This is a genomic window from Cupriavidus lacunae (genome assembly GCF_003353055.1).
Classification (GTDB): domain Bacteria; phylum Pseudomonadota; class Gammaproteobacteria; order Burkholderiales; family Burkholderiaceae; genus Cupriavidus; species Cupriavidus lacunae.
This window is the reverse complement of record NZ_QKWJ01000002.1, coordinates 268190-294459: the sequence shown is the minus strand read 5'-3', so window position 1 is coordinate 294459 and position 26270 is coordinate 268190. Positions and strand designations below refer to the sequence as shown.

21 protein-coding genes and 1 pseudogene are annotated in these 26270 nt (G+C 57.3%); 10 read left to right on the top strand and 12 right to left on the bottom strand.

Annotation, left to right across the window (positions count from 1 at the left end; genetic code table 11):
* Positions 1–6: 6 nt before the first annotated feature.
* From DN412_RS03320 to DN412_RS03280, 9 genes and pseudogenes are all read right to left on the bottom strand, one after another.
* Positions 7–1323 carry an MFS transporter gene (locus tag DN412_RS03320; protein WP_115013206.1) on the bottom strand — a complete coding sequence of 439 codons (1317 nt, stop codon included), beginning with the start codon at positions 1321–1323 and terminating at the stop codon, positions 7–9.
* Positions 1324–1402: 79 nt separating this feature from the next.
* Entirely contained in the window at positions 1403–2851 is a 1449-nt protein-coding gene (locus tag DN412_RS03315; protein WP_115013205.1) for an amidase family protein, read from the bottom strand.
* A gap of 165 nt (positions 2852–3016) precedes the next feature.
* A pseudogene (locus DN412_RS03310) lies at positions 3017–4213 on the bottom strand (IS3 family transposase).
* 82 nt (positions 4214–4295) lie between these two features.
* A complete protein-coding gene (locus tag DN412_RS03305) occupies positions 4296–5252 on the bottom strand; it encodes a helix-turn-helix domain-containing protein (RefSeq protein ID WP_115013204.1) in 957 nt (318 codons plus the stop codon).
* Between the two features lie 14 nt (positions 5253–5266).
* Complete coding sequence (locus DN412_RS03300) at positions 5267–5800, bottom strand: MaoC/PaaZ C-terminal domain-containing protein (RefSeq protein WP_161563966.1); 534 nt, start codon at positions 5798–5800, stop codon at positions 5267–5269.
* Between the two features lie 214 nt (positions 5801–6014).
* Positions 6015–6512: an enoyl-CoA hydratase/isomerase family protein gene (locus DN412_RS03295; protein ID WP_279635116.1), complete on the bottom strand. Its 498-nt coding sequence runs from the start codon at positions 6510–6512 to the stop codon at positions 6015–6017.
* A gap of 112 nt (positions 6513–6624) precedes the next feature.
* Positions 6625–7866: an MFS transporter gene (locus tag DN412_RS03290; protein WP_115013201.1), complete on the bottom strand. Its 1242-nt coding sequence runs from the start codon at positions 7864–7866 to the stop codon at positions 6625–6627.
* A gap of 98 nt (positions 7867–7964) precedes the next feature.
* The gene (locus tag DN412_RS03285) at positions 7965–9107 is read right to left on the bottom strand and encodes an iron-containing alcohol dehydrogenase (protein ID WP_161563964.1); all 1143 of its coding nucleotides are present in this window, start codon (positions 9105–9107) and stop codon (positions 7965–7967) included.
* Positions 9108–9222: 115 nt separating this feature from the next.
* A complete protein-coding gene (locus tag DN412_RS03280) occupies positions 9223–9675 on the bottom strand; it encodes a MaoC/PaaZ C-terminal domain-containing protein (protein ID WP_161563963.1) in 453 nt (150 codons plus the stop codon).
* A 209-nt stretch (positions 9676–9884) separates the two neighbouring features.
* Here DN412_RS03280 and gcvA point away from each other — a divergent pair, with 209 nt between their 5' ends.
* Positions 9885–10766, top strand: coding sequence for a transcriptional regulator GcvA (gene gcvA, locus DN412_RS03275; RefSeq protein ID WP_115013198.1), 882 nt, complete (start codon positions 9885–9887; stop codon positions 10764–10766).
* Position 10767: 1 nt separating this feature from the next.
* On the opposite strand, the gene DN412_RS03270 is transcribed toward gcvA, so the two are convergent.
* Positions 10768–12300 carry a class I adenylate-forming enzyme family protein gene (locus DN412_RS03270; protein WP_115013197.1) on the bottom strand — a complete coding sequence of 511 codons (1533 nt, stop codon included), beginning with the start codon at positions 12298–12300 and terminating at the stop codon, positions 10768–10770.
* Between the two features lie 53 nt (positions 12301–12353).
* Positions 12354–13148 (bottom strand): IclR family transcriptional regulator, encoded by a 795-nt coding sequence (locus tag DN412_RS03265; protein WP_115013196.1) that lies wholly within the window; start codon positions 13146–13148, stop codon positions 12354–12356.
* A 185-nt stretch (positions 13149–13333) separates the two neighbouring features.
* On the opposite strand from DN412_RS03265, the gene DN412_RS03260 reads away from it, so the two are divergent.
* Positions 13334–14317 carry an NAD(P)H-dependent flavin oxidoreductase gene (locus DN412_RS03260; RefSeq protein ID WP_115013195.1) on the top strand — a complete coding sequence of 328 codons (984 nt, stop codon included), beginning with the start codon at positions 13334–13336 and terminating at the stop codon, positions 14315–14317.
* Positions 14318–14381: 64 nt separating this feature from the next.
* The gene (locus tag DN412_RS03255; protein ID WP_341868061.1) at positions 14382–14822 is read left to right on the top strand and encodes a winged helix-turn-helix transcriptional regulator; all 441 of its coding nucleotides are present in this window, start codon (positions 14382–14384) and stop codon (positions 14820–14822) included.
* A gap of 17 nt (positions 14823–14839) precedes the next feature.
* On the opposite strand, the gene DN412_RS03250 is transcribed toward DN412_RS03255, so the two are convergent.
* Entirely contained in the window at positions 14840–15796 is a 957-nt protein-coding gene (locus tag DN412_RS03250) for a LysR family transcriptional regulator (protein WP_115013193.1), read from the bottom strand.
* A gap of 233 nt (positions 15797–16029) precedes the next feature.
* Between DN412_RS03250 and DN412_RS03245 the strand changes: the two genes are divergently transcribed.
* The 7 genes from DN412_RS03245 (at position 16030) to DN412_RS03215 (ending at position 25937) form a co-directional block, all read left to right on the top strand.
* Complete coding sequence (locus DN412_RS03245) at positions 16030–17319, top strand: epoxide hydrolase family protein (RefSeq protein WP_115013192.1); 1290 nt, start codon at positions 16030–16032, stop codon at positions 17317–17319.
* The gene (locus tag DN412_RS03240) at positions 17316–17855 is read left to right on the top strand and encodes a cytochrome P460 family protein (RefSeq protein WP_115013191.1); all 540 of its coding nucleotides are present in this window, start codon (positions 17316–17318) and stop codon (positions 17853–17855) included. The genes DN412_RS03245 and DN412_RS03240 overlap by 4 nt, the downstream gene beginning before the upstream one ends.
* Complete coding sequence (locus tag DN412_RS03235; protein ID WP_161563962.1) at positions 17852–18670, top strand: enoyl-CoA hydratase/isomerase family protein; 819 nt, start codon at positions 17852–17854, stop codon at positions 18668–18670. Before DN412_RS03240 ends, DN412_RS03235 begins: the two co-directional genes overlap by 4 nt.
* Positions 18671–18686: 16 nt before the next feature.
* Positions 18687–19580 carry an alpha/beta hydrolase gene (locus tag DN412_RS03230; protein WP_115013189.1) on the top strand — a complete coding sequence of 298 codons (894 nt, stop codon included), beginning with the start codon at positions 18687–18689 and terminating at the stop codon, positions 19578–19580.
* Positions 19581–19857: 277 nt separating this feature from the next.
* The gene (locus DN412_RS03225) at positions 19858–20484 is read left to right on the top strand and encodes a cysteine hydrolase family protein (RefSeq protein ID WP_115013188.1); all 627 of its coding nucleotides are present in this window, start codon (positions 19858–19860) and stop codon (positions 20482–20484) included.
* Positions 20485–21287: 803 nt separating this feature from the next.
* Complete coding sequence (locus DN412_RS03220; protein ID WP_115013187.1) at positions 21288–24785, top strand: indolepyruvate ferredoxin oxidoreductase family protein; 3498 nt, start codon at positions 21288–21290, stop codon at positions 24783–24785.
* Positions 24786–24995: 210 nt separating this feature from the next.
* Entirely contained in the window at positions 24996–25937 is a 942-nt protein-coding gene (locus DN412_RS03215) for a LysR family transcriptional regulator (RefSeq protein WP_115013186.1), read from the top strand.
* The last annotated feature ends 333 nt before the right edge of the window (positions 25938–26270 follow it).

Here is a 26270-nt window from a genome sequence, read left to right as displayed (position 1 = left end):
TTAACACTATGCTCCACTTGGCTGTGCAGCCGGTTCCCCCGCATCGCCCACGCGACGCCCCTTGTTTAGCTTGGCGAGTCCGCAAATTCCGAGTAGCGACAGAACGGAAAGCAGGCTGAAAAACACAGCGAGTGGTGTCCATTGCCCGGCATAGCGTTCAGCCAGCAGTGTGCCAATCACTGGCGCAGTCCCACTGGCCAGCGCACTGCACAACTGATACGACAAGGAAATGCCGGAGTATCGGACACGTGCGGGGAAAACCTGCGTAATGTAGCCGGCAATGACTGCATAGACTGCAGAGAGGAGCACTACGCTTAGCGCAATTCCGGCTGTCATTAGATACACATTCTTTGTACAAACCAGCCAGAACATCGGATATGGCGCGAGGATGCACAGCCCGGCCGCGCCCTGCAGAAAGCGCGTTTCTCCAACCTTCTGAGCCAGCAATGCAGAAGCGGGTTGCGAGACGAACTGTATGACCGTTACCACGAACAGGCAATCGAGAATGACTGAACGTGAAACGCCGAGATACTGGGTCACGTATGTGATCATGAACGTATTAGTAAAGAAGAAGCCGGCCGTTCCGATTGTCACGGCGAGCGCGGCACAGACAATCTCTCTCCAACTATCGCGCACGACTTCGGCAATGGGAAACTTCGCCGTATCCCGACTTGCGATGACCGCCGCGAACTCCGCAGACTCGCGCACGCCACTTCTGATGTAGAGACCCGCCAGCATCAGAAGGCTGCCAACCAGGAATGGAACTCGCCATCCCCAAGCCAGGAACTCGCGCTCACTCAATAGCGAGACTAGTTTGAACACGATCAAGGTCAGCAAGAGTCCCGCCGGACTTCCGAGCTGAGCAAAGGATGCGTAGAAAGTCTTTCGCCCACTTGGCGCGTTCTCGCTCGCCATCAACACGGCACCGCCCCATTCTCCACCTACCGATATGCCTTGTAGGAGGCGTAACGCAACCAATCCTACTGGTGCCCAGTACCCAATTACCGCATAAGTGGGAAGGAGGCCGATGCCCGTGGTTGCGGCACCCATAATCCCCATAGTAACCAGCAGCATTTTTTTGCGCCCGAGTCGGTCACCCAGATGCCCGAAGACAACTCCGGCCAGCGGCCGAGCGATGAATCCAACGGCGAACGTACCAAATGCGGCAAGCGTGCTCAGATGGACGTTATCACCGGGAAAGAAGAGTTGGCCAAGGACAAGCGCAGCCGCGGTAGCGTAAACATAGAAGTCATAGAACTCGATTGTGGTGCCAATGAAGGCGCCTGCTGCGGCGCGTCTTGCATTACCTGTCTCGACTGACATGACGTTGCTTCCAGTTGAATAGTTCTAGTAGAAGGAGGCGTTGGGATTGTCTCCCTATCCCTGCGGCCCAGAATTCGCATCAAGCTAGCTTGGGCGCTGCGATAGGACCGAGGACAGCGAATACCCGCGAGGCGGCTTCCAACAACGCCACGTCGCCGTTCCGTGGCCCATCAATCTCCATCCCGATAGGCAGGCCTGCCGGTGAAAGACCAATCGGAATTGAGATCCCAGGCAAGCCGGCGCAACTGCCAGGAAACGTATTCCGCGCTAGCGTGATGCGGTTGGCGGCATGGCCTGCCACGTCGAACTGTGCATGCGATGCGATCGGCGGTGCAACGGTTGGCGTGGTCGGAAAGAGTAAGCCGTCCAGCCGATGCTCGCGGTAGGCTTGTGCAAAGCGTTGTTGCAAGACCGGCCGATGAAGATTCAATGAAGCGTAGTAGTCTTGCTTCGATACAGAATTCGGTGCATTGAGCACAACACTATTGGCCCAAACGGATTTGATGCCCGTACCTAGACCCTCATAGATCTTCTCGAATGTCGTCGCAATACCGTGCTCCGCCAGGAAATTTGTAACGGACGGGCGCGTCTCTCTCGCAAAGATCGGCCAGTTCGCCTTGAATGCCAGCGCATGAAAGTCCGCACCTAGGTCCACTTCAACAATCTCTGCGCCAGCTTCGGCCAGTACTGCAAGAGCTCTCGAAAAGCACGACTCGACGTCGGAATCGACAATATCGAGATGTTGTCTAGGTGCATAGCCGAATCGGAGCCCTTTTAGCCCTGCTACCGGCGCGCGGGAATGCCACACCTCGCCAGTGGCAATCGCGTCCAAGATTGCGCAGTCCTCAACGGTTCTTGCCATTGGTCCGGCGGTATCAAGGGAGTCGGAGATGGGCGCGACGCCTCCTGCCGGCCAACGGCCAGTGGACGGCCGGAAGCCGACCACGCCACACAACGAAGATGGCACACGAATCGAGCCGACCGTGTCGCCACCCAACGCGGCAGGAACAATACGAGCCGCGACCGCAGCCCCTCCTCCACTTGAGGACCCCCCCGTTATGCGATCGATGTCATATGGGTTCTTCACTTGCCCATAGTGTGCATTCAGCCCCGTGAGTCCATAGGACATTTCGACGAGATTGCTTTTACCAAAAACAATGGCGCCAGCACTGCGCATTACCTTGACGATTACTGCGTCCTCTGCCGGCCTAAAATCTGCAAGCAAGCTCGTGCCAATAGACGTCGGCAGGTCTTGAGTATTGATGCTGTCCTTGACAGCGATGGGTACGCCGTGCAGTGGTCCGCGAATACTACCGGCTTGGCGTTCCTGATCCGCCTTCTTGGCAGCTTCCAGAACATAGTCTTCATCCAGCGTAATAAACGCTTTCAGGTCCACATGAAGCCGCGCGCTCTGAAGAAGCGCAGTGGAGTAGTCTGTAGCCGAGAGAGAACCAGTCGCTATTGCCCGAGCTGCTGCAGCGAGTGACAGGTCGCACAGATCGGAACTACTTTGATGAACGTTGCTCATAGTGGATCGTCTTGGAGGGGAAACTCGACCAATCACAGACTATCCACTTTGCCTTTGAGAGGCTCGACCGAGGCGGCCATCTTGATAGACTACGATTGCCATGTTGAGCGCCTCTGGGTATCGCCCGCAATTCAGCGGCGCGCGTCAAGGTAGATGTCCCCTCATTCATGCAGCCAAACGCCGGTTCTCGGCCTCCGGGTTGACGCTGCTGGACACCACAACATCGCGCTCGGGGTTGAGCGTGGCCATCCCGATTGGCGACCAATTTCGTGTGTGGCGTGACCAACGTCGCGGGTTGCGTTCACGGGCCTGATAATACAATTCATGGCGCGCGCCGAGAATCGTGTCGTCTTGTCCGGCGTGGCGCTGTGCCGGGCTCACATAGCGGATGCCGCTGTGGCGGTGCTCATGGTTGTACCAGTGGAAGAATTGCGCGCTGCCCAGGTGCGCGCCGCGGCCAGATCGCCAAAGCCCTTGGACGGGAACCCCGGACGGTACTTGGCCGTGCGGAACAGGCATTCCACAAACGCGTTATCGTCGCTCACGCGCGGACGCGAATACCAGGGCTTGACGCCCGGCCAGTGCAACATCGTCAGCACCGTAGTGGCCTTGAGCGTGGCGCCGTTGTCACCATGCAGCACCGGCTTGGCCTCCATGGCGTGAATACCCTCGGCCAGCGCCGTGCGTTTGACCAGATGCGCGGCGTGGCTGGCGTCCTCCCGATCGTGAACCTCGAAGCCCACGATCTTGCGGCTGTAGACATCCAGGATTAGGTATAGATAAAGCCAGCGCCCGGCGACCTCGGCTGGCAGGTAGGTCATGTCCCAGCACCACAGTTGGCGCGGCCCCGTGGCCACGTGCGTGGTAGGTGGGTGGCTTTGACGCGGTGCCGTGGCGCGTCCTCGATGCCGGGTCTGCCCATGGGCGCGCAGCACCCGGCCAAAGCTCGATTCGCTGGCCAGGTAGACACCCTCATCGGCCAGCATGGGCACGATGTGCGCCGGCGCGCATGTCGGCGAAACGCGGCTCGTTGGCAACGGCAAGAATGCGGTCGCGCTCCTCGATGTTCAGCGCGTGCGCAGGCGTGGGCCGCTCGGCCCCCCCTTCGAGCATTTTTTTTGAGTATCAACGGGGCGGCGGCTTCGGCCAGCGCCTTCTCCTTGCGGCGCAGTTCGCGCTCGAGTTCCTTGATGCGGCGCCGATCGGCCTTTGTCTCACGATGGGTGGCGCGCGCATCCTCAGGCTCATCCAGCGTAGCCCTGCCACACCCAATTCCCTTGAAACCACTTCCACCGCCGCACTCTCCGGCGGTAACAACCGTGCTACCGCCCGGTCCTTGAATTCTTGTCCGTATCGAGCCACTACTTTCTTCTTATCTCCCCCAGGGTTCAAATTCTAAAAGGGCGACATCTACTCCGCCGCGGGGGGGCAGAAGGTGGGCCGTCTATTGCACGCACGCTCGTGAGTTGCGCAAGACTGCATATGGGAGTACTCCGAACTCCCGCTTGAAAGCACGGCTAAAATGCGACGCGTCGCTGAAGCCAAGCCGGAACGCCACTTCCGTAACGCTCGTCACATAGCCTTCTGACAAGATCCGGTAGCAGGCGGCGAGACGCATTTTCCAAAGCCAACGAATTGGGGTCGTCCCTTCCGCAGCAAAGATGCGATTCAGGGTCCGCGGTGAAATATGATGGGCGGCGGAAATTCGATCGATGTCGAGATCCGGCTCCTGAAGATGCGCGATAATATAGCGCTGCACTTGAGACATGACTCCGCGATCCGGTGTGCGCAGCACCCGCTCGTCGGCAAACTCCGCTTCGAGAGCCGCAGAGATGAGATCCAGCAGCGACGTTACCAATCGATGCTCTACGGCGGCCGAGCCCAAGGTATCGAGCCCTGCCATCCGCTGTAACGAGTCACTAACCAAAGCGCCAAGCTGCGACGTCCCGGCTATCCTACGCGCAGCGAACTTGGTAGCGTCCGGTAGCCTGGAAGCGAGTAATTCTCTCGGAATACTCACCAAGATGGAATGATGCTGGTATAGATTCAACGCGAATGGCATCGCCTGGTCATACAACAGCAAGTCACCGGCTTGCACACTAGTCTGGCGTTCGTACTGCGCCAACTCGACGCGTCCATCCAGAAGGAGATAGAACATGAAGTGGTCCCGTGGGTCCTTCCGGATCTCCCGAGTCCCACGGCGTATCGATACGCCATCGGTCGCCACGGACGCCACCTCGCTGACTTGCAAGGCGCCGAGGCGTCGCCTTGTTACCCGCGCACGAAAATCGGCGCCAGGACTCCTCCAGCATTCAGAAGCGGATATGCTCTGGCATGTGAAATGGTGCCATGCTTCGAATCCATACTCAGCCGGCCTGGTCCTTGTTCCTGGGTCCGTCATGTTGGACCTCCCGGCTATCCAGCAGTCTCGCGATCTACGGCGGCGCGAGAGGGAAGCATATTCAGACCAACGAGGCGCATGACAAGCTCGCCATGATGGTTCTTCATATCGATCCTGACGCGCGCGATACCCAACGCCGGACGGTGCGGGGCCCTGTCTAGATCAATAACTTGGTGCACGGTGGTCACGGTGTCGCCCACTCGTACAGGCTTGAACCAACGCAATTCGTCGATGCCTATTGATGTCAACGGATTGTCAGGAAGGACAGGAATATCCGGGCATAGTCTTGACGCAATCTCGGCAAGCTGCCAACCACTTGCGATAAGGCCTCCGAAAGGAGACTTCTGCGCAACGGCCGCATCGGTATGGAACGGCTGAGGATCAAACTTAAGACCAAAACTGACAATGCTCTCTAACGACAGTGTCACTGTCGTCCCTACCCACGAGTCGCCCACTTTTAGATCTTCTAAATATCCCTTTATCATCACAGTTCTTCCGTCTTTGGACCGAGGCGAATCCGGTGTGCGCCCCAGTACTACATAGGTCATTCGAACGTGGGCTCCGGAGTCGGGACGACTCGGAATTAGTTCCCCGGACCAGTTCACTAGCCATGGTGATCGACGATTCATCAGGCGTGAGAGAGCGCGTCGGCCGTCAACTTTCCTCTCTGTGGCCAGTGATACCCCCACGGGAATACCGCTCAAATCCGACACCGAGAGGGAATCCACTGCCATTCCCCAATCCTGCGCAGTAGCATCAAACTTAGATATCGCCCTCGTACAACTCGCAAACCCTCTTCGGACGCGAGATTTGTCGTTGCCCGATAATGAACTGCCTGCCGTTATCCTCCGGGAACGCTCGCTGAAAATCGGCACGCAGTCCCGCAAACAGTTCCTGGACGTGCACGCTGTCAACCTTCACGGGCAGGTCTCTTGTCCGACGTGTCGGAGTCCCCTGTTCAATCAGGCACCGTGCAAACTTTCGCGCGCCATCAACCACATCGCCTTGTACCACTTCATCGACAAGGCCCAACTCACAGGCCTCATGCCCCGTGACAGCGGCTTCGGTAAGCATCATGCGAGCAGCCTTTTCCAATCCAATCAATCGTGGCAGACGCTGTGTACCCTCCGCCCCTGGCATGAAGCCGAAGTTCACGTCGGGAAGTGCCAACCGGGCGCCCGGTGACGCAACCGGTAGTGCATTGCAAGCGCCAACTCCAGCCCTGCACCAAAGGCGAGCGTAGTCGACCTTCAGAGTCATTCCAATCCTCAGACACGTTGATCGAACGACCATCGCGATTGAAGGGCTATCGCCGTCAACCCTTCTTCAAGGTGCTTTCCCAACCTTCCGGCAACGGGGCCGAGGAATGTTGTCAGGAGTACACTTGAAGCTCTTTTCCACGTGTCTCCGGCAAGCCGACTGTGACGATGACTACCATCGCGTAGGCGCCGGCAGCCAAGATCGCAATGGCTTCGCCAAGACCGAGCTGAGTCGACAGGAGACCTGCCAACGCCGGGCACAAGCCGCCGATTCCCCGACCTACGTTGTACTTGAACCCTTGGGCAGTTCCGCGAATGCGCGATGGGGATAGTTCTGTGAAGAATGCACCCATGCCGCCTAAGCACCCTGATTGACTGAACCCGAGAACTGCACCGAGTGCCATCAGGCTGAATGACTCAAGCGGCAGATACATGTAGGCAAGCACAGTGATCGTCGACAGCATCGCGAAAACTACGAATGTCGGTCTTCTACCAAACTTGTCACTTAGATTCGAACTCACCATGTATCCCAGGAATGATCCGCATATATTTATGAACAGATAGATTCCGGTGTTTGAAACGGAAAGCCCACGCGTCAACTTGAGATAGGTCGGCAACCACGTCAAGATCGTATAGTTGCCGCCGAGTACGCCCGTAGCCAACAGTGACGCAAGCACAGTCGTTTTCAGTTGTTGCGTTGAGAACAACTCACGCGCTCGTGCGGGTGCCGCTCCTGCCTCAATGGCCTTGCGGGTTGCAATGTATACATCGGGCTCTTCGACATAACGGCGCACTGCAAAGACCAGGAAGGCCGGAAGCACGCCGATAAAGAACAGCACGCGCCATCCAACGGCGGCAGGAACAAATGAGAAGATGATGCTGTAGAGGAGCACTGCAGCACCATAGCCGACAGACCATCCGCCCTGAACCAAGCCGACAGCCTTGCCTCTGTACTTCGCTTGAATCACCTCACCCATCAGTACCGCGCCGGCTGCCCATTCGCCACCGAACCCGAAGCCTTGCAGGGTACGTACAACCAGGAGTTGCTCGTACGAGTTCGTCAAACCGCTGAGCAATGTGAAGAAGGAGAACCAGAGGATCGTTGCCTGTAGCACCCGTACGCGTCCGTAGCGATCGGATAGCAATCCTGCCAGCCAGCCACCGCATGCTGAGCTAATCAGCGCGACGGTCGAGAGAATTCCAGCCTCACCGGTGGTCAATCCCCAAATGCCAATCAGCGTGGGAATTGCTACGGCGTACAACTGCCCATCCATTGCGTCTAGCGCCCAACCAGCAAAGCACGCCCAGAAGGTACGCTGCTCCCGCTGGCTGACCTTTTGATACCAGCCAAACATTCTGTCTCCTTGCGTGGCAGCCAACGCGACTGGTTAGCTCTGCCTTGGCAATAGTGTCCAGTTGGACCGACTGTGTTCGGTCCGCTCTCCCACCGTTATCAGGCGATTGCGTTCAGGATCTCCAGGACTTCCTCCGACCCCGTCAGCTTGCGCGGATTGCTATGCACCCATCGGTCGAGCATGGCGTTCTTCGCGATTTGCTCGAACTTGTCCGGCGTTACCCCGACCTTGTGCAGACGATCCGGCATCTCAAGGAAACTAATCAGGTCTGCTACCAGATCTGCTGCTTCGCGCGTGGGGTCACCAAGCGCCTCGCTGATGAGCTTCTGCTTCGCTTGCGTCACCGGCTTGTTAAAGCGCAGGATTTCCGGAAGCGTCACGCAAGTGCAATGTCCGTGCGGAACGCCTGCGGTTCCTGCCAGTACATGACCGATGCCGTGGCTGGCACCCATCGGGACGAGCGACCACATGCCCATCTGAGACAACCACATGCCCGCCTGCGCCTGTGCGCGCGCCTCGAGGTCATCCGGGTTCGTCTTGGTCCGTTTCAGGGCTTCCGGCAGGATACGCAGGGCTTGCAGGGCCGTGCCATCAACAAAAGGACTTCCAAATGGGGAGTAGAACGACTCGACGGCATGATCGACGGAACGCATGCCCGTGGACAACCAAAGCCCAAGCGGGGTATGCAATGTCAACGCGGGGTCGAAAATCACTGTGCGCGGAATCATCAGCGGATTGCGGATGCTCTGTTTCAGGTGCTTCACGGGATCGTTTGAACCCCCGCTTTGATGAAACTCACCACCAGACAGCGTTGTGGGCACAGCGATCTGACGCACGGAGGGACCGCGGAAAACCGGCGCCTCGACGATACCAGTCAGCGGGTCGGTTTTGAGCCGGAACGGTTCGAACTGATCAAGCTCGGTGATGTTGTGCTCCAGGCAGAGCGCGATGTTCTTGCCGGCGTCTGTTACAGAGCCGCCCCCAACGGATACAATCAAGTCCGCATCCGCAGCACGCGCAACGGCGGCTCCCCGCAACACCGCATCACGTGGGATATGGGCGGGGATATCGTCATAGATTGCCGCGAACTTCTCTCCCAGAGCATCCCGCAACTTGTTGATCTCGTCAGTCTTGTTGTTCAGCGTGTTGCTGACCAGCAGGAATACTCGCTGGGCGCCCAACCGCTCGACCTCCTCAAGTACGACCTCAACATATGGGCGCCCGAAGTAGACGCGTTCCATGGGAGGAATGGTGAAATGACCTTGTCTCATACTTACTCCGTTTTACGTAAATCGTTTAGGGAATTTGCTTTGCCGCTCGGATGCACATTCGTGTTTAGCAAACGTCAGATAGAGATCAAGCGCGTACTGGCACTCGCGTCAAGACTTTCATTTCCAAGACGATGTCGCCGAATTGGTCCTCCGCCAATAGTTTGGTCGTCACGACCCCACGATCTGGCTTAGACGAAGAGCGTCGTATGTCTATGATTTCCCGTCGAAACGTTAGGCTCGCACCCGGATGCACAGGCTTTAGCCACCGGATCTCGTCAGCACCCATGCCTATGATTGGTGTGCTCCCCATCGTTCGCGCGCATACAAATTCACGCATGGCAATGGCAATCAGATGCCAGCCGCTGGCGACAATCTCTTCCTTGGCTTCTTGACTCGCCTTGGCTACGTTGACGAGCGTTTGTTGCAATGTTCCGCGAGCGAGGTCGAAGGCTAAGATGTCATCCGCGGAAATAACGATAGGTTTCGAGCACCAGACTTCACCAATGGCGAGGTCGTCGAGGTAGCGGTTCGTTGACATCTGGCCTGGACTCATCAGCATGCTCCAATGATTGTTCGCACCTGACGCATTCATTCGACGCGCCTTCAGCGGACCTACTTCGCGAGCCCGCCTTTAAGCACCGAAAACTAAGGACTCGAACTCTTTCGATAAGTATCCATGCGTCTATCTGCATCGAGCCAGCGATATTTTTTGACGGGAGGCGTTAGCCTGACTAACATGTAGGCACCATGCGTCTACCTCCGCTAAACACGTTTCGCTTCTTTGAAGTTGCTGCTCGCCATCGGAACTTCACGCGGGCAGCCGAGGAACTCCATGTCACGCACGGCGCCGTTAGTCAACAGATCAAAGCGCTGGAAGAAGCCGTTGGTAAGCAGCTTTTTTTTAGGCGGTCTGGAGAGATGCGTTTGACTCCTGAGGGAGCCGAGCTTTTGAGGTATGTGTCGGAGGCCTTCTCAAAACTGAATGAAGGAATCGAGAGCACACAAGGCCACAGTTCGCCAAGGCGGCTGACGATCAACTCGCATCCGGCGTTTGCCGCCCGCTGGCTGGCACCTCGCCTGCACTCATTTAGTGACCTTTATCCTGAGATGGAAATCCGTGTCCGGACATCGCTGACGCTGACCAACTTCAAAACTGGAGGCATCGATCTAGCCATCCGTTTCGGAGACGGCGAATGGCCGGGCCTAATCACCCACAAGCTGATGGATGAGGCGCTTTTGCCTGTTTGTAGTCCGACTTTTAATCGAGGAAAGGTACCGCGAAATTCGGAGGAGATTGCTACCTCAAGGCTTCTCCATGATGAGCGATTTTCGTGGGCCTTGTGGTTCAAGTCGATCGGCAAGGCATGCTATGTCCCGCGCCGCGAAGGGATAGCATTCACTGACGCCAACCTCCTTCTGCAAAGCACATTGGCAGGCCACGGGATTGCCTTGGGGCGAATGCGACTTTGCGAAGACGAGTTGATCCGGGGAACACTGCTGAGGTTGAGCGCAGACGTCCTGCCAATAAGTGACGCGTACTACGTGGTGTACCCGGAGCAGCATGCCAGCCGATCGCAGGTGCGGGATTTCATGGCCTGGCTAGCTCTTCAACTACCAGGCCGGGTCTAGATCAGCTCGCCATCCCTGCTGCACGCTCCTTCAGTTCTGCCTTACGGATTTTTCCACTAGTCAGCAACGGCAGCGAAGGCAGGAAGACAATCTCGGCGGGGCGCTTATAGGGTGACAGTCTCGGCTTCAGCCATTCCAGCAACTCCCTGGCAGTCGCTTGCATGTTCTTGCGCAGTTCTACGAATGCCACCACCTCCTCATTGAGCGTTACGTTTCGACCGACGACGGCCGACCGAGCGACCGACGGATGCATGTTCAAAGCTGTTTCAACCTCGAGCGGATAGACGTTGAAGCCCGAACGGATGATTACGTCCTTCAGACGCCCGACCAAGTGGACGTTCCCGTCTAAATCGACACTAGCCAAGTCGCCGGACTTGAGCCATCCATCTTGAAGTACCTCACTTGATGCGGCCGCATTGCGAAAATAGCCCTGCATGACGTTTGGGCCCTTCACCCACAATTCTCCGGATTCGCCCTGCGCAACGTCTCTTCCTGCATGATCGACTATACGGATGCTGATTCCCGGGATCGCGGGTCCGACGGACGCGTCCTTGCGGCGGTCCTCGAGGCGAGTATGGCAAATCGTGGGCGATGTCTCCGTCATCCCGTAGCCATTATTTAATGGAAGTCCAAAGATGTCCTCTACGGAAGCCTTCAGCGTTGGATCGAGCGGTGATCCCCCTGCATAGAGATAGCGAAGCCGATGCTTCAACCCGCTGCGCCCTTCAGTCTTGAGGAAGCCGAGCAGGCCCGTGTACATTGCCTGCACTCCCTGAAACAAGGTAACCGAGAATGATTCCAGCGCATCGACCAGGTGAGCAACTTCAAATCGAGGTACCACCAGCACCGAGCCACCGGCAATTAGTGTACTGAGCATAACGCTGGTCAGCCCCATGGTATGCGACATGGGCAGCGCAGCGTAGCTTCGATCGTATTCGGTCAGCCCTCTATAGCGCGCCATGGTGGATGCACTGAATATCAGGTTTGAATGGCTGAGCATGACTCCCTTGGGCGCCCCAGTGGTACCCGACGTATAGATCATCGCCGCAATCTCGTCCATGCCCTCATCACGAGAGGCTCCTTGCGGAGACCGCCAAAAATGAAGGCACCCGAGCTCCGGCAGGTCCCACGAGCGCGCGTTATGGGTCCTAGCATGCTCTACCGCGGCGTTCAACCCTGCAGGCAGGAAAGCGATGACCTGGGGATCGCAATGCTCACGTATTCCTTCAATCTCCCCAGGAGAAAGTCGCGCATTGACTACCACTGGACACGCACCAATCGCGGCCACCGCGAAGAGGAAGGTCACAAGTGCGAGGCTATTCTCGCCCACCAACATCACCCGGTGTGCCGGCAAAACCCCGTGTTCCGTAAGCAGCGTCCTAACCCCATCGATGTGCTCCTGCAGCGCCGAGTAAGTCAACTCGAGATTGTCGTCGAGCAGCGCTATCGCTTCAGGCGACCTTTTTGCCCAGTACGCCGGCACATCATGAATCCTTGAGAAGGGAGAATCAAAAGACTGATGAACTGTATTCATTGAACACCTCTCGGTAACACCACTACTGCAACTGCACTCGGCTTGCACCGGCATCAAATCGGTCGCATAGCAGCATCAACATTCCGCACCAGATTCACCAGCCGCGGACCCCACACTTCAGAAAGTTGGCCTTCAGGCAACTGATATGCCGGGCCGCAGATGTTGAATGCCAGAACAGCGGTGCCGTCAGGGGATCGATACGGTATGCCTACAGCGTTGACATCGCTCTGCCAGTCACCAACGGAGATGCAAAAACCTGTTCGCTCGTAATACTTCAGTCCCTCTTCGAGCGATTGCCGGTCCGAGCGACAATCGACAGACTGACGGTCGGCCAGAGAAATCAGCAAGTCCTCTCTCGCCTGCTCACCCAGGCCACAAAAATACGCTCGACCAAGAGCGGACGTCGCCAACGGCACCCGTGAGCCCGTCGAAAGGCGGAAATTCTGATTGGCGGCGCTTGCACAGTTTTCGACATAGACCATGGTGTGCCGGTCTCGTGCAGCAATGCCGACAGACGCGGAGCACTGCTCAGCGAGTTCTCGCATAAAGGGCCTTGCAATCTGACGCAGACCCATCGAACCGAGAGCTGAAAAGCCGAGACAAAGCAATCCAGTCCCAAGGTAGTAACGCTCCTGGACCGAGGAATGTTCCAAATACCCCTGCGCGACCAATGTATGCAGTAAGCGCGACACCGTAGCCTTCGGCAGCCCGGTGCGATCTACGAGATCCTGCATGCTGAGAAAGCGTTGCGATGACCGGAAGCACTCAAGCAACTGCAAGCCTCGCACAAGTGCAGATACCTGCTCCTTGCCACCCGAATCCCTATCAAGACTGCTCGCCGTGCTCATTCACCCCCCTAGCAAAAACGGTACATAAGTTCCGCAATAGTAGCAGTTTACTGAACAACCCGCACACAAATATCCATACAATAACGTTGACATACGCCACATCTCTGCAGTACGCTGCATTCACGCCATTGCAATGGAACCACTGTTCCATTTTTAAATGTTTACATCAACATACGGAAAAGTGCATGGAAGCGCAGTTCAGGACAGCAATTACCGACCTATTCGGAACGCGGCTGCCGATCGTCGCCGGCGGCTTGCATTGGCTCGCCGACGCGAACTATGTCGCCGCCGCCGCACGAGCCGGCATCATTGGCTTCATCACCGCCTCCAGTTTCGAAAACGGAGCCCGACTGCGGGCGGAGATCGATAGATGCCGGGATCTCGCTGAGGGTAGGCCCTTTGGGGTCAATATCTCGATGCTTCCCAAGCCAACACCCGATGAAAAAGTCAACGAGTACATCGATGAAATCATCGGGGGCGGCGTCCGGTTCGTAGAGACCTCCGGCCGGAGTCCAGAGGCATTTCTTCCCCGCCTTCACGCAGCCGGCATCAAAGTGCTGCACAAGGCACCATCGTTACGGCACGCCAAGAAAGCGGAATCACTCGGTGTCGATGCAGTGTCGATAGTCGGCGCGGAATGCGGAGGACATCCTGGCGTTGACTTGATCGGAAGCATGATTCAAGGTGCTCTCGCTGGGGCCGCTATCAACATTCCCATGTTGCTTGGTGGTGGTATCGGCACCGGAAGGCAAGTAATGGCCGCATTGGCTCTTGGGGTTGATGGTGTGACTATCGGGACTCGCTTCCTTGTAGCGGATGAGATCTGGGCGCACGACGACTACAAGGAACTGCTCATTACACTGAAGGAAACAGATACCGCACTTATGATGCAAAGTGTTCGCAATACGGTACGCGCGCTGCGCAATAGCACAACAGAAATTGTCAACGATCTGGAGCGCACCCAAGCAGGCGACTTCAGCGTCCTACGTCCCCATGTCGCTGGGGCCCTAGGAAGGCAAGCCTACCTGTCAGGAGATGCCTCCTCTGGCGCGCTATCTCTCGGTCAGGCAGTGGCCTTTGCCGACCGCAGAGAACCTCTGGCAAGAATCATTGAACGCATTGAAGCTGAGATGATCTCGACAACAAATGCACTGTCTAGATTCCATTGAGCCCTTCAATGAGTCCAAGCACGGTTCCTGATACGACGTACCGACTGGGGCAGAGGTGCGCAGAATGGTTCAGTCAACCATCCGCCCTGCGGACGCCGGAGCAATGGAAAACCACTCATCACCACACGCGCCGGATGTCCGATTGGCTGCCTCTTCCCGACACGCGATCGTACGGGCAACGCTTGTTCTCGGCGAACGATGGTCAATTCTGATCGTTCGCGAGGCCTTCAATGGCAGTACTCGCTTTGATGAATTTGCAAGGAGCCTCGGTATCGCACCAAACATCCTTAGCGCTCGATTAAAGTCACTGGTGGCCAGAGGTGTGCTTACAAGAAAGTGCATTACTTGCGGCTGTCGGCCCGCCTACTTGCTAACCGACAGAGGCCGCGCGCTTCAACCCACCCTCGCAGCGCTAGAGTCCTGGGCCGATATATGGCTGCCAATGGACCAAGGGGCTGCCGCCCCCTCTTGTACAGAACTCAAAGCGCCCAATGACCACGTGTAGTAGTTCGCCCTCCACTTTCATACTGCCTTGGATCGACGCCGCCCTGGCGGCTCCCTCTCACCAGTCACGCTAGGCTGCTCATAGCCGAGCTTCTTTCGGAGCCGCGGGATTGCGAAATCAAGAAAGGCGCGTAGCTTCAGCGGTATCTGGCCTTGGCCGACATACATGATATTGACTGGCAAAGGAGGCGGCTCGAATCCATCAAGCAGCTTTACCAGTGTGCGCGACTTCACCAGATCATCGATTTGATACGACGCGACCTTAGCAATTCCCGCGCCCTCCACCGCAGCAATCACCGCGCCTTCCACAGAGTTCACAGCGAGCCGAGACGGGACCTGAACAGTATGCAAGACCCCTTTGGAGCGAAACTTCCAATTGTTTCCAATCGCGTAACCGGCGTATCCCACACAATCGTGCAGCGGAAGATCCTCGGGCCTCTTGGGTACGCCACGTCTACTTAAGTACTCCGGGCTGGCACAGACCACTTCGCGTAGCACTCCAACTGGCGTGCCTATGAGACTACTGCTCGGCTGCTCTCCGACTCGTATTACCAGATCGACGCGCTCTTCCAATAGATTCACGAACCTGTCGGTCAGTTGTGCCTGCATGCGGATCTGTGGAAACGCGCCTAGGAACTCCACGATTATCGGCAATACATGCATGCGACCCATCACCGGCGGCATGCTGATGACGACTTCCCCTTGCGGCGTGTGATATTCGCCGGAGGCAGTGCGCTCTACTTCTGCGATCTCGTCAAGGATTCGCCGGCACGACGCCACATAGCCACGCCCAGCCTCAGTTAATGTCAACTTGCGATTGCCGCGCACAAGCAACCGGATACTGAGATGCTCTTCAAGATCCAGCACCCGTCGACTGACGGTAGCCAGAGGAATTCGGAGCTTGCGGCTGGCAGCCGACAGACTTCCAGTGTCGATCGCCGCCAACAAGATGGTCATCGCCTCGAATCGGTCCACAGCCTATCACCAGTGAGAGGGTACTTCCCGATTCTACCGGCTATTCAGATGGTCGAGAGAAGCCTAGATTGTGCGTGCCTGCAGTGGCGCATACACGTGATCAACACAACATATCAGGGCCTTCATGTCTTCCAGAGCACAGCATACCCCTCGACGTACTGGCTATCAGGCGTTTTCTCACGTCATCTTGACCACAAGTGAAGTGGTTGCTTCCCCGAATTGAGGAACCCAACATGAAGCGACTTCCTGCCGCGCTAATGATAGCGCTCGTACTCTCCACATCCGCGCTTGCCGATACGGCGTCTCAAGGCGACCCAAAGCTCATCCGACCCTTTCAAGCGCATGTCTCCGAAGCGGCCATTGCGAACCTGCGTCATCGGATTGCAGACACGCGCTGGCCGGATCAAGAAACGGTACCGGATGCCGCCCAAGGCGCGAATCTGGTGCAGCTAAGGGAACTGGTTCGGTATTGGGGAACCACCTATAACTGGCGAAAGGCGGAGGCCAAGCTCAATGCCTTGCCTCAGTATGTCACCAACATCGATGGGGTAGACATCCACTTCATCTGGGTACGATCCAAACAGCCGAATGCACTGCCGGTGATCGTGACACACGGATGGCCAGGATCCGTCTTCGAGTTCGCCAAAGTCATCGGCCCGCTCACGGACCCGACAGCATACGGTGGGAGCGCCGCCGATGCATTCGATGTCGTCATTCCATCCATTCCCGGGTACGGCTTCTCGGGCAAGCCCACAGGCACCGGTTGGGATCCAGACCATATCGCTCGTGTCTGGGCGGAACTGATGCATCGCCTCGGTTACAAGAGCTACGTTGCTCAGGGGGGCGACTGGGGCGCTCTCATCACCAGTGCCATGGCTCGGCAGGCACAGCCGGGACTGGCAGGTATCCACCTCAATCTTCCGGCGACGATACCGCCAGAGGTGGCGGCTGCACTCGCCACCGGCGGACCCGCGCCGGCGGGCCTTTCTGAAGCGGAGCTCGCCACGTTCAATGCCGTGCTTGCTTTCAGCAAGCAGGGCAACTCTGCCTACATCTCGATGCTGGGTGCGCGACCGCAGACGATCGGATACGGCGTGACGGATTCACCGGCCTTCCTTGCCGCCTTTATGCTTGGACACCCTGGTTTCGCCGGATGGTCGTACGGCGCGAATTCAAAGCAGACGCCAACCAAAGACGAAGTGCTGGACGACTTCTCCTTGTACTGGCTGACAAATAGCGCAGCGTCCTCCGGCCGACTCTATTGGGAAAACATGGGAAAAAGTCCGTTGTTTGCAGCCGCGCAGCGAACCAACGAGATCGCCATCCCTGTGGCAGTCACAGTTTTTCCTGAGGACGTCTATCGCCCTCCCGAGACCTGGGCACGGCGTGCCTACCGAAACCTGATTTACTTCCATGAAGCAGATAAGGGCGGACACTTCGCGGCTTGGGAGCAGCCTCAGCTTTTTTCTGAAGAGCTTCGCGCCGCATTCCGCTCGTTGCGCCAAGGAGGCAAAGGGCTATGAATCCTTTCGTCCTGACATTGGTCGCCACCGCGGCCATAGCCGGTGGCCTCTGTCTAGCTCATGCAGCCACGGACGCCAATGTGAAGGCGTCCACCGATATCACCATCCCGGCTGGCTTCAGAAACTGGACGCTGGTCTCCGTGGCACGCGAAGAAGGCCAACTCGATGATCTCCGCGCCATCCTAGGCAACGAGACAGCGATCCAAGCTCTGCAGGTAAGCAAATATCCGGTACCCGACGGCGCAATTATCGCGCGGCTAGCATGGAGTTATGACATGCTGGATGAGAGCGCCAAGGCCTTTGGAAAGCCCCAGACCCATGTCGCCGGGCATCCGAAGAATGGCGTCCAATTTATGGTCAAAGACTCTAAGAAATATGCCTCCACGGGGGGATGGGGGTTCGCGCAGTTTGACCAGGGAAAGTCATACACCACCGCTGACCCACAAGTCTGCTTTGCATGTCACTCCGCGGCGAAGAGTCGAGACTTTGTTTTCAATCGCTTTGCGCCGGACCTTCCGATTGGGAGCCATCCATGAACTTCGAAACGCTTAAAATTGACCGCGATGGGCCGGTTCTGTTCGTCAAAATTTCTGGACCGCCAATGAACTTGCTCGGGCCAGAGATGGTTCGAGACCTCGTTACCCTTCTCAGTACAGCCGAAGCCGACGATAGCATCAAGGTTCTCGTGTTTAAGAGTGCCGACCGCGACTATTTCATTTCCCACGTCGACGTAAAGCAGGTCAAAGAGTATCGCGAAGAGGCGGAAAAACTGACTGGCGAAGCATCGATCGCCGTGCTGTTCCGCCATCTAAGCAACAGTCGACTCGTCTCCATTGCGCAGATTGAAGGACGCGTGCGCGGCGCAGGTAGCGAGTTCGTCCTGGCATGCGACATGCGCTTCGCTGCGCGTGAATCAGCGATCTTTAGCCAAATGGAGGTCGCCTTCGGCCTTATCCCTGGAGGCGGTGCCGTGCAGTACCTCACGCGAATGATGGGGCGCGGACGGGCGCTTGAGGTGATGCTGGGCGCATTGGACTACGATGCGGATCTCGCGGAAAGGTATGGATGGGTCAATCGTGCACTGCCTGCGGCGGAACTGGATGCTTTTGTCTCTTTTCTTGCACGACGAATAGCGAAATTCCCCTCGTCCGGCCACACAGTCGTGAAGAATCGTGTAAATGACGCCACGCTGGCACCCATCGAAGACTTTCGGCACGACTCCAACCTTTTCGGCGAGAACGTACGGCGTCCGGAAATACAACATCGCATTGGCGCAGCGATGGCGCGCGGGTTTCAGTCACAGGACGGGGAACTCGAACTGGCCAGGATGCTTGGTACGTTGGACGGTTGACGAACAGAGAACACAGATGACTATAAAGCAAGAAGTCCGCTTCGCTGCCGAAGGAGGCATCGAGTTGTCGGCCTGGCTGTTCTTGCCTGAGCGGTCTAACTCCCCGCTGCCGGCTATTACCATGGCGCATGGCTTTGCTGGCACAAAGTACCACGGCATCGAACCAATGGCCGAAGCCTTTGCCGCAGCGGGCTTCGTGGTACTCCTTCATGATCATCGAAACTTTGGTGATAGTGGCGGCGAGATCAGGCATGACATTAACCCCTGGCAGCAGATCTCCGATTGGCGACGTGCGATCACCTATTTGCAGCAACGACCCGAGGTAGACGAAAATCGCATTGGACTCTGGGGCACAAGCTTCGCCGGTGGGCATGCAATCGTACTGGGTGCTACGGACCGCCGCTTGAAGGCGGTGGTCGCGCAGGTGCCGACAATCGATGGTCACGCCGCAGGCCTGCGTCGCGTCGCTCCGGAATTGGTCACTGAACTCGAGGAAAAATTTTCGACGGATGAGCATGCTCAACTCAAGGGTGAACCGCCGGCGACGCAGCCAATTGTCAGTGCCGATGCCACCCGGTATTCCTCGTACAAGGCTACCGATGCTGTGAGCTTCTACCTTCGCCCCGTGCCGGACGGTGTTTGGGAGAACAAGGTCACGCTGCGTTCGACCCGGTGGGCCCGCATGTACTCGCCAGGCGAATACGTCAAACGCGTATCCCCCACACCGCTGCTGATGTTGGTCGCAGAGCGCGACCACATTGCGGTAACCGATCTCGCGCTTGAGGCATACGAACGGGCATTGGAACCGAAGCGGCTCGTGATTCTAATGGGAGGCCACTTTGACCCATATCTGGGTGAGTTCCTCAATGCATCGCGCGCTGCCATTGACTGGTTTAACACGCATCTCTAACGTTGGGCGGATCAGTCACCGTCCGGTCCGCGTCATGAGCCAGGCACTTTGCAACTGAAAGGAGGCGCCCAGGCCTTCCTTGTCGGTGAGTGAAGGAGTATGGCCGCCACGCCGCACTGGCTTAGGAATGTCAGCGGTGATCGCCGGCGTCTCAGCCACAACGAACGCGCCCACCAACTGGCACGTATTTGGTGATGGATCTACGCAAGATTCCGGCATCCATGCCGCGTCCTGACGAAGAGGATGCGCGGCTGCAACGCATCGGGAGGAGTACAACATGAGTCATCTATCCTATCGCGCCGAATCAACAGCGCTCCTCATGGTCGATCCCTATAACGACTTCTTGTCAGAAGGTGGAAAGGTATGGCCGTTCATCAAGGATATCGCCGAGGAAGTCGGGCTACTGGACAATCTCCGCACTATCACGCAGGCAGTGCGGGCTGCCGGTATCAAAGTGGTCATCGTTCCCCACCGCCGCTGGCATCCCGGCGATTACGAGTGTTGGTGCCACCCGAGCCCAAGCCAGCAAAAGATCATGCAAGGTCGTCACTTCGCTGCCGGCGAATGGGGCGGCGAATGGCATCCCGATTTTGCGCCACAACCAGGCGACATCGTGGCGGACGAGCACTGGGGATCCAGCGGCTTCGCCAATACCGACCTGGACCTACAGTTGAAGCAACATGGCATTACGCATGTCGCAGTGGTGGGCCTGCTGGCCAACACCTGTATCGAGGCCACCGCACGATATGCTCAGGAACTCGGCTACTACGTTACGTTGATCAAGGACGCCACGGCGGCGTACCGGCAAGAGATGATGCGTTCCGCACACGAACTGAACGGACCTACCTTTGCCCACAGCATCATCGACACAAGGGAGTTCATCGCGTTGCTGCCGCAGGGATAACTCGTCACTTCTTTCTGGGCCTTGTCCTGTGCCCTGGCGGTCTCGGCCATCTACTATCAACAGCCGCTTCTCCCGCAGACTGTAACCGCTTTCGGCGTTCCACCTACATAGGGCAATCTGATTGCACAATCACTCAGTTCGGCTGTGCATCTGTGCTTTTGCGGTTCATACCCTTGGCCCACAGCCTGCTATTGCTGAACCAGGGTAACCGGGTCGCCTTCGCTGCCAAGCAGGCGCGGATCCACACGCTGTACCGCGAAGGCCACGGGCAGGCTTAACACGGCATTCGTGACTTCGTATGTCGGGGGTTGCTGCAAGGGGATGGGACCCAGCACTGCTGCTGGGCCGGCCCCGAAAGCCGTGAGCACCGCTGGTCCTGCTGCCAGTGGGTAGTTGGCATCCTCGGCTTCCGCATGGCTTTCGCGACAGCGCCCACAGGCGAAATTTGAGGGAGCCGTTTAGCCCGCTCTTGGACGCCAGAGAATCCAGCCAATCTTCCGCCAAGGAGCTAGGCTGCTGCTTGGTATGCATGCCATCGATGCCGAGTCTTCTGAGTGCCATTGCATCGCGTCTTGCCATCCAACCGGCTATTGACGACACACCACTTATCCCGCAGACCGTCGCGGCCGCCGCACATCGATCTTTACATAAAACGTAAAGATCATTTACTACTGCGGCCATTGTTGCAGTCTTAATTTAAGAAAATAATCTGTCGACCGAGTCGGCTCTTGAGCCCAGACGTCCTTCCTTGCGCAGCCTCTCGACGAGATGACCGCGCGGGCAACTAGAAAGTTGGAGACAGCATGAAATCTGCAGCAATATCCTTGCAGTCGACAGCGACGGTGAAAGATGCATCGCTGAATGACAAGTACGTCAGTGACCAAGGCAGTGCCTACATGACGGGGATCCAGGCCCTGGTGCGCCTGGCCCTCTCACAGAAACGACGAGATGCACTGATCGGCCATCAAACCGCTGGATTTATTTCCGGATATAGGGGCTCGCCACTCGGTAACTTCGATACTGCCCTCTGGCAGGCCGACGAACTCCTCGGCGCGCAAAATGTTGTTTTTCAACCGGGCGTCAATGAGGATCTAGCGGCCACCGCGGTTTGGGGTACACAACAAGCCAATCTTGCGGGACAAGGAAAGTATGACGGCGTCGTCGGATGGTGGTACGGAAAAGGTCCCGGCGTCGATCGCTCTGGCGATGTGCTACGCCATGCGAATCTCGCGGGAACAGCAGAGCGAGGCGGAGTGGTCGCGCTCTATGGCGACGACCACTCTTGCAAATCTTCCAGCATCCCACATCAGTCCGAGCATGTGATGATGGGGTGTGGAATTCCAATCCTTTATCCCACCTCGGTCCAGCAGATTCTCGACTATGGTGCACATGCGGTGGCGATGTCCCGCTGCGCAGGCGTCTGGACCTCAATGAAGTTGGTGAGTGAGATCGTAGAGACGTCAGCGTCTGTCAGTGTGCAGTTGGGCCGTGCGCAATCCATCCTTCCGCAAGACTTATCGTCCATTTCAGGTGGCCTGAATATTCGTTGGCCAGATCGTTCGCTCGCGCAGGAAGAGCGCCTTTACCTTCACAAGCTGCCTGCAGCCTTGGCGTATGCACGCGCTAATCCGTTCAATCGCGTGACGTGGGACAGCCAGCAAGCGAGAATCGGCATTGCCGCGAGCGGAAAGGGCTATCTCGATACGGTCGAAGCGCTACGAATCCTTGGCCTAGAAGGGGAACCTGCACGCCGGCTCGGGCTACGCCTCTACCAAGTCGGTATGATCTGGCCCCTTGAGCCTCACGGACTTCGACACTTTGCCCACGGCCTCCAAGAGATCATCGTCGTGGAGGAAAAGCGTCCGATCCTCGAAGCCCAAATCAAGGACGAACTTTACTCTCTTCCCGATTATGCACGCCCCCGCGTGATCGGCAAATCGTCCGATGGCCATGGTGAATGGAGCACGCCGGCCAATGATGCCCCCCTAATTAGTCACTATGAGCTTCAACCCGAGCCGATTGCAAGGATGCTTGCCGCACGGTTCCTGCGCGTGGACCTCCCGGCGGACATCCGAGAGATGATCGGACAGCGCTTGAAAGTTCTGCAACTTGCGGAGCAGGAGTCTCGCCGTGTCATCGACATTGCGGAGCGGAAGGCCTACTTTTGCAGCGGATGTCCGCACAATTCCTCGACCGTTCTGCCGGAGGGAAGCCGTGCGCTCGGCGGTATCGGTTGCCATTTCCTCACGCTGACGATGGACCGCGGAACCGAGACGTTCTCGCAAATGGGTGGGGAAGGCGTTAGCTGGGTCGGCGCATCGCCATTCACCAAGGAGAGGCATGTATTTGCCAACCTTGGAGACGGGACCTACTTCCACTCCGGCTATCTTGCGATTCGCCAGTCTGTTGCCGCCAAGGTCAACATTACATACAAGATTCTCTACAATGACGCGGTCGGCATGACCGGCGGACAGCACGTCGATGGACAACTCAGTGTTGCACAACTTACGCGACAACTGGCTGCAGAGGGGGTGGGGCAGCAGATTATCGTCACGGACGAACCCCGACTGCTTAGTGAGGACGCGGGTATCGCCCCAGGCGTCACAATACGCCATCGCAATGAGCTTGACGCCGTGCAGCGCGAACTGCGCAATGTGTCAGGTGTCACGGCACTAATCTACGCGCAGACTTGCGCCAGCGAAAAGCGACGCCGGCGCAAGCGTAATGAGTACCCTGATCCTCCGCAACGCGCTTTCATCAACACGGAAATCTGTGAAAGTTGCGGAGACTGTTCGAAGAAGTCCAATTGCCTCTCCGTCGAACCGGTTGAAACGCCGCTTGGTACCAAGCGGAAAATCAATCAGAGCAGTTGCAACAAGGACTTCTCGTGCGTCGAAGGATTCTGCCCCAGCTTCGTCACGGTCCACACCCGCGATTCGAAGCCAGCAACAAAGCCCCATGCCTTGATCAAGGGCTGGCCCAAAGCGCCGAAGAGTGTAGACCTTCGGTCGCCCGTCCGTATCATCGTTGGCGGCGTCGGTGGAACCGGGGTCGTGACTATTGGAGCGCTGTTGGGAATGGCGGCCCACTTGGAAGGCAAAGCTGCTCGTGTGATGGACATGGCAGGCATGGCACAAAAAGGCGGCACGGTATACTCATATGTTCAGATTGCGCAGAATGATGACACGATAGCAGCGACTAAAGTAGCTACCGGCCAGTGCGACCTTCTGATCGGGGCGGACACCGTCGTGGCAGGAAGCAGCGCCACTCTCTCACGGCTGCGCGCGGAAGGACTGGCGGTTGTGAACGAAGACGGCTCACCGACCTCGGACTTTATTCGTTCCCGCGACTGGTCGATACCGGTAAATGATCTGCTGACACGTCTGCGATCCCGAGTGAAGAATGGTCGCGTGATTGCTCTGCCAGCGGCCCGCATTGCCACGGCGGTTTTTGGCGATGCCATCTTTGCGAATCTCCTGTTGCTTGGCTTGGCCTGGCAGTCTGGACGTATTCCGCTTTCCCGAGAAAGCATCGAGAGGGCTATTTCGCTAAACGGTACCGCCGTGGCGAAGAACCTTGAAGCGTTCCGGATTGGATGCCACCTAGCCGATGATCCGCGATGCGTCGACAATTTGTTGCCATCAAAGCAAAGCTCCGACACACCGACACACCGCTCCTTACGTGAGTTGATTGACGACCGTTCTCACCGTCTGCGGGCGTACTGGAATGTCGCGTATGCTGGGAAGTACCACACCCTTGCAACAGCGGCTGGAAATAGTTTGCCGGAGGACTTGGCAACTGTAATTGCAACGCAGCTTTACCGGGTTATGGCTTACAAGGACGAGTACGAAGTAGCCAGACTATTGACTTCCGATCACTTCCAGAAATCCGTCGAGTCTGAATTTGGAAAAGGCGCGCGACTGACATACCACTTGGCCCCGCCTACGCTTGGCACAGGACCGGGCGTGCGCAAGCGTTCGTACAGATCCTGGATTCGCTGGCCAATGTTAGCACTCGCGCGCATGCAAGGGCTGCGCGAAACGCCGCTCGACCCGTTTGGGCGAAACGATGAGCGGCGAAAGGAACGCGCCTGGCGCGACCGGTATATTTCCTTCGTCGAATCGTTGATTCGCTCCGCAGGAGATTTCGATTTATCCCTCGCAAACCAAATTGCTCGAATCCCCTCTGATGTGCGCGGCTTTGGACATGTGAAGATGTTGGCAATGCAAACCGCGTCGGCGCGCTGGGATGAACTTTCAGCGAAGCTATACAAGGCCAAAATCCAAGCGAGTATGACTTGAGCATCTGGCGTTCACGGGCCTCCTAGCAATGTTTCGGCGAACTGACTCGGTTCGCCGAAACTCTTTCGCGCAAGGCTTCAACGCCGGAGCCCAGCTAGCTCACCACCGGTCCTCTTCAAGATGCCAGTCGTCAGGAGGTCGAGCACAAGAGACTACTGCGCAATCCACGGTTGGCGCAAAAATGGAGCAGTCGATAGGCCATAACTACCCATGCGTAAAACACTGGAATCGGGTCTCATTCACGCACTACGCGCATTCTTGCGAGTAGTTGACAGCGGAAGTTTCACGGCTGCCGCAAACCAGATGGACCTCACCACGGCCCAGGTTTCACGGCTAGTGACCGATTTGGAAAAGCGTCTAGGAGTCAAGCTTTTGCAACGCACGACCCGCCGTCGCGTGCTGACCGACGCGGGTGCAGATTACGCGAATCGATGCCGCGAGATACTGGGCCTAATCGAAGAAGCCGAGGTCAATGCATCCAGGACGACTTCAAAGCCAAAAGGTAGGCTACGTGTCCAATGCATGGCCAACTTCGGCCAGCATTACGTCGCTCCCATACTCGCTGACTTCTGCAAAGCCTACCCTGAACTGACGGTCGACTACAGTACGTCTCAGTACTTCCCCGATTTGCTCGCCCGGGGCGTAGATGTCAGCCTGTATCTGGCAGAGTCGCTGTCGGACTCAGGACTCGTAGCTCGGCGTCTGGGTACCACTTTTGCGGTTGTGTGCGCCTCGCCAGCCTACCTGGACCGGTACGGCACGCCAGCGACCCCTGCCGAACTGAATAGCCACGCCTGCTTGCGACTGGTGAATCCCTCCATTACGCCGGAATGGCGACTGACAACTGGCGACGGTACGATTCTCGATTTGTCCCCGAAGGGTCCCCTGGTGGCGGACACGCCTGAGTTGCTTCTTGACGTGACCTTGCAGGGTGCCGGCATTACCTTGCTGCCACTGTTCTCCGTGATCGATGCAATCCGAGACGGACGATTGCAAAGGGTGCTTCCCGCCTGGCGTTCGCCGGATATCGGCGTCTTCGCATTGCTCCCCTCTCGACACTTCATGGATGCAAAGACCCGCGCTTGGCTCGAGTGGGCGGACAAGAGAGTCTCCCCCCAACTCTGTAAGGATGCAGCGTTCTTTACCCATTGATGGACGCACCTCGTGCGTGGCAATTGCACAGCACTCGCCACGAACTGCAAGCCTGGAGGAGATTTTCTCCGGTTGCAGGGCATTCGAAGAAGGGGCACCTCAAAGCCTCTCATAAGTACTGGCGACGTACCTTCAAATGCCGACACACAGGTTTGATCTGTCGACCACTTTGCCCCATGCACCCGGGTCACGCTCTTACTGCCTGACAACTATGGGGTTTTGCCGCGCAGGACAAATGGATGAATGCCGCCTCCGGCGGTAACGCGCCGCTGCAAGGAATTCTTCCCCGCGGCTGCACGCGCGCACGTTGATATTCTGCATATTCGTGCGGGA

Excerpts from the sequence above, each read along its gene's own strand:
- DN412_RS03230 (WP_115013189.1), top strand. The coding sequence starts at position 18,687 with ATGACTATAAAGCAAGAAGTCCGCTTCGCTGCCGAAGGAGGCATCGAG.
- DN412_RS03305 (WP_115013204.1), bottom strand. The coding sequence starts at position 5,252 with ATGACGGACCCAGGAACAAGGACCAGGCCGGCTGAGTATGGATTCGAA.
- DN412_RS03245 (WP_115013192.1), top strand. The coding sequence starts at position 16,030 with ATGAAGCGACTTCCTGCCGCGCTAATGATAGCGCTCGTACTCTCCACA.
- DN412_RS03215 (WP_115013186.1), top strand. The coding sequence starts at position 24,996 with ATGCGTAAAACACTGGAATCGGGTCTCATTCACGCACTACGCGCATTC.
- DN412_RS03225 (WP_115013188.1), top strand. The coding sequence starts at position 19,858 with ATGAGTCATCTATCCTATCGCGCCGAATCAACAGCGCTCCTCATGGTC.
- DN412_RS03290 (WP_115013201.1), bottom strand. The coding sequence starts at position 7,866 with ATGTTTGGCTGGTATCAAAAGGTCAGCCAGCGGGAGCAGCGTACCTTC.
- DN412_RS03300 (WP_161563966.1), bottom strand. The coding sequence starts at position 5,800 with ATGACCTATGTAGTACTGGGGCGCACACCGGATTCGCCTCGGTCCAAA.
- DN412_RS03220 (WP_115013187.1), top strand. The coding sequence starts at position 21,288 with ATGAAATCTGCAGCAATATCCTTGCAGTCGACAGCGACGGTGAAAGAT.
- DN412_RS03315 (WP_115013205.1), bottom strand. The coding sequence starts at position 2,851 with ATGAGCAACGTTCATCAAAGTAGTTCCGATCTGTGCGACCTGTCACTC.
- DN412_RS03280 (WP_161563963.1), bottom strand. The coding sequence starts at position 9,675 with ATGTCAACGAACCGCTACCTCGACGACCTCGCCATTGGTGAAGTCTGG.
- DN412_RS03320 (WP_115013206.1), bottom strand. The coding sequence starts at position 1,323 with ATGTCAGTCGAGACAGGTAATGCAAGACGCGCCGCAGCAGGCGCCTTC.
- gcvA (WP_115013198.1), top strand. The coding sequence starts at position 9,885 with ATGCGTCTACCTCCGCTAAACACGTTTCGCTTCTTTGAAGTTGCTGCT.
- DN412_RS03285 (WP_161563964.1), bottom strand. The coding sequence starts at position 9,107 with ATGGAACGCGTCTACTTCGGGCGCCCATATGTTGAGGTCGTACTTGAG.
- DN412_RS03295 (WP_279635116.1), bottom strand. The coding sequence starts at position 6,512 with ATGACTCTGAAGGTCGACTACGCTCGCCTTTGGTGCAGGGCTGGAGTT.
- DN412_RS03265 (WP_115013196.1), bottom strand. The coding sequence starts at position 13,148 with ATGAGCACGGCGAGCAGTCTTGATAGGGATTCGGGTGGCAAGGAGCAG.
- DN412_RS03235 (WP_161563962.1), top strand. The coding sequence starts at position 17,852 with ATGAACTTCGAAACGCTTAAAATTGACCGCGATGGGCCGGTTCTGTTC.
- DN412_RS03260 (WP_115013195.1), top strand. The coding sequence starts at position 13,334 with ATGGAAGCGCAGTTCAGGACAGCAATTACCGACCTATTCGGAACGCGG.
- DN412_RS03255 (WP_341868061.1), top strand. The coding sequence starts at position 14,382 with ATGGTTCAGTCAACCATCCGCCCTGCGGACGCCGGAGCAATGGAAAAC.
- DN412_RS03240 (WP_115013191.1), top strand. The coding sequence starts at position 17,316 with ATGAATCCTTTCGTCCTGACATTGGTCGCCACCGCGGCCATAGCCGGT.
- DN412_RS03270 (WP_115013197.1), bottom strand. The coding sequence starts at position 12,300 with ATGAATACAGTTCATCAGTCTTTTGATTCTCCCTTCTCAAGGATTCAT.